Below are 2,885 nucleotides of genomic sequence, written 5' to 3'. Positions count from 1 at the left end.
ATTCCAACTTCGCTCAGCCATCATGAATGTTGGCGGCGGGCGACGCATCACCGGCTTTGTTGGACAGGCCACTTACCGTATCACCGGCAGCCCTGTCCTCAGCTTCGTATATGCTGTCAATCTGCTGGCCGACGCCGCATTCTTCATGGGTCTGGGGAAGAAAACAAGCTTCGGCTGCGGTACGGTTCGGCGAATTATAGAACGCGGATAACGCGGATGAGGCGGATGTTCGCAGATATGGCTGGATCGGCGGGGATCGGCGTCATCAGTGTCATCCGTGTTCTATGAAGGGGGTACGCATGCGACCTGATCTGAAACATGAAACGTTGACCGAGCAAATCATCAAGGTGTTTTACAAGGTCTACAACATTCTGGGCTATGGCTTCCTGGAGAAGGTCTACGAAAACGCACTGGCTATCGAGCTGCGTCGGCTGGGATGGAGTGTATTACAACAAGCGCCGATCAAGGTCTATTACGACGGAGTAGAGGTTGGGGACTACTATGCCGACTTGATTGTTGATCCGGCTGTCATCATTGAGGTGAAGGCGGCAGAGGCGCTTGCTCCGGCCCACGAAGCTCAGCTCATCAATTACCTGAAAGCCACAGAAATCGAAGTCGGGCTGTTATTGAACTTCGGTCCGAAGCCAGAGTTCAGACGCAAAGTGTTTTCCAACGAACGGAAACTGTTGGACCGCGGATGACGCGGATTGAGCGGATATTGGCCGAGGTGATCCGCGCGCATTGGCATGATCGGCGTCATCCGTGTTCTATGATCTATGAACCGAGAAGATTACATCCTCATCTCTGCGCTCAATCAATTCGACTACTGCCCCAGGCGCTGTTACCTGATTTACTGCGAAGGAGAGTTCTTTGACAACGAACACACAGTCGAAGGCTCTATCCTTCACGCGCGCGCCGACGAACCGAGCGCCATCCGTCGCGGCGACACCACACAATTTCGCTCCGTCTGGTTATATTCGGAACGCCATGGACTCTACGGCAAGGCTGATGTCATCGAAGAGCGCGACGGAAAAATCTATCCTGTCGAAATCAAGAAAGGTCGCCGAGGCGATTGGAAAAACGATCAGTTGCAACTCTGCGCGCAGGCGCTCTGCCTCGAAGAGATGATCGGCTGTGAACCGATTGAGGTCGGCTACATCTACTACGCGGCGACGGCGCGGCGGCAAGCGGTGAAGCTGGACGCTGAGATTCGGCGCCACACAATCCTGACAATCGAAGCCGTACGCTCTCTGCTGATGACTCAAGAGCGCCCGCCGGCCGTCTACGGGCCACGGTGCAAAGGTTGCTCCCTCTATCCCATCTGTCTGCCCAGGGAGACGGAGAAATTAGTCAGACTCACCATCTCAAACTCAGTAACGGGAGGTTGACGATGTATATGTCACAGTGCGACAGAGAAATTGGTTGCGGAGAACCAGACCCAGAAGTGTGGGACAGTTTCAGGAGAGGGGAGGTTGATTTCCGCAGCAGCATCATCCGGCTGCTCGGCACATCCATCTTTTGCCATTACTGCGCCGCATACCTCTTCAAATCGCTCGAAGACATCCGTCGGCACTTCGACCCAAAACGTCACAAACTGACCCAGCTTTACCAACACCACAAAAAAGAGAAATAGCAATGGCCACCCTTTACATTACAACCGAGGATGCAGTGCTGCGAAAAGTGGATGAACGCCTCAAGGTCACCAAGGAGAAACAGACCCTTATTGATGTCCCGATGCTCAAAGTTTCTTCGATTGTTCTCCTAGGTCGAGTGACCGTGACGGCGGCGACAGTTCAGGCGCTCTTAGAGCACAACATTCCGCTCTGCTACTTGAGCCACGCTGGGCGCTATCTTGGTCACTTTCAGCCGCCGGTGAACGGCAATGTGATTCTGCGCCGGGCGCAATATCGCGCCGCTGACGCAGAGGTGACTGTCAAAGAGGTCGCCCGCGCTCTCGTAGCCGGCAAGCTCGCCAACATGCGCACGATGCTTGTTCGCAGTCGCCGTTCTGAGGAAGACCCATCGAGCGACCGCTTCATCACGCTTGACGCCGCAGTCGAGCGCATCAAACACGCCCAAGACGCGCTCCCCTTCGCCACAACGCTCGACCAGATTCGCGGGCACGAAGGTGAGGCCAGCGCCGCTTATTTCGGAGCATTCGACGCGCTGATCAAAGCCGATGGCTTTCGCTTTGAAAGACGCCTTAAGCGTCCGCCGCGCGACCCAGTCAATGCGATGCTCTCGTTCGGTTACACGCTGTTGATGCATGATCTGATGGCCGCTACTCAGATCGTCGGCCTGGATCCTTACGTCGGATTTCTTCACGCCGACCGTCATGGCAAGCCGAGCCTCGCCCTCGATTTGATGGAAGAGTTCCGCTCCATTATTGTTGATTCGGTTGTCCTCACTCTCATCAACAAGCGAATGGTCGCGCCTGAAGATTTCCAGACTCACCTTGGCGGCGTCGTGCTGATGAAGGACTCAGCGCGCCGGACGTTTCTTCGCCAATATGAGGAACGCAAGCTGACTGAGTTTCAGCATCCGGTGTTTGGGTACAAGGTCTCGTATCTGAGAGGCTTTGAACTGCAAGCTCGGATACTCGCCAAAACGATCACCGGAGAGCTTGACCGATACGTGCCACTGGTGGTGAAGTAGTCAGTATCCCTTGTTTGTTGACATTGACCGTTAATCATAGATCACGAATCACAGATCAGGAGTCACGGATCACGAATCACGGATCACGAACGGATCATGTTCATTGTGATTTCATACGATGTCCAGGAAGACAAACGCCGCACGAGGATCCACAAGGCGCTGAAGTCCTACGGACAGTGGGTGCAATACAGCGTGTTTGAGTGCGAGCTGGAGAAAAAGGATTACCTCCG

6 protein-coding genes are annotated in these 2,885 nt (G+C 54.5%); all 6 read left to right on the top strand.

Annotated features, from left to right (window positions below; genetic code table 11):
- Positions 1 to 211 (top strand): CRISPR system precrRNA processing endoribonuclease RAMP protein Cas6 (gene cas6 / locus NZ823_09790; GenBank protein ID MCS6805415.1); only part of this gene is annotated, 211 nt, incomplete at its 5' end.
- 88 nt (positions 212 to 299) lie between these two features.
- The gene (locus NZ823_09785) at positions 300 to 701 is read left to right on the top strand and encodes a GxxExxY protein (GenBank protein ID MCS6805414.1); all 402 of its coding nucleotides are present in this window, start codon (positions 300 to 302) and stop codon (positions 699 to 701) included.
- A 75-nt stretch (positions 702 to 776) separates the two neighbouring features.
- Positions 777 to 1,388: a CRISPR-associated protein Cas4 gene (gene cas4 / locus NZ823_09780; GenBank protein ID MCS6805413.1), complete on the top strand. Its 612-nt coding sequence runs from the start codon at positions 777 to 779 to the stop codon at positions 1,386 to 1,388.
- 2 nt (positions 1,389 to 1,390) lie between these two features.
- Entirely contained in the window at positions 1,391 to 1,633 is a 243-nt protein-coding gene (locus NZ823_09775; protein ID MCS6805412.1) for a hypothetical protein, read from the top strand.
- 2 nt (positions 1,634 to 1,635) lie between these two features.
- The gene (gene cas1d / locus NZ823_09770; protein ID MCS6805411.1) at positions 1,636 to 2,655 is read left to right on the top strand and encodes a type I-D CRISPR-associated endonuclease Cas1d; all 1,020 of its coding nucleotides are present in this window, start codon (positions 1,636 to 1,638) and stop codon (positions 2,653 to 2,655) included.
- Positions 2,656 to 2,751: 96 nt separating this feature from the next.
- Positions 2,752 to 2,885: CRISPR-associated endonuclease Cas2 (gene cas2, locus NZ823_09765; GenBank protein ID MCS6805410.1), on the top strand; the 134-nt coding region annotated here is incomplete at its 3' end.

It is taken from the genome of Blastocatellia bacterium, from assembly GCA_025054955.1.
Classification (GTDB): domain Bacteria; phylum Acidobacteriota; class Blastocatellia; order HR10; family J050; genus JANWZE01.
This window is presented reverse-complemented; position numbering and strand designations above follow the sequence as displayed.

What these genes read in the sequence shown, in the direction of transcription:
- NZ823_09775 (MCS6805412.1), top strand. Translation starts at nt 1,391, where the DNA reads ATGTATATGTCACAGTGCGACAGAGAAATTGGTTGCGGAGAACCAGAC.
- NZ823_09785 (MCS6805414.1), top strand. Translation starts at nt 300, where the DNA reads ATGCGACCTGATCTGAAACATGAAACGTTGACCGAGCAAATCATCAAG.
- cas4 (MCS6805413.1), top strand. Translation starts at nt 777, where the DNA reads ATGAACCGAGAAGATTACATCCTCATCTCTGCGCTCAATCAATTCGAC.
- cas1d (MCS6805411.1), top strand. Translation starts at nt 1,636, where the DNA reads ATGGCCACCCTTTACATTACAACCGAGGATGCAGTGCTGCGAAAAGTG.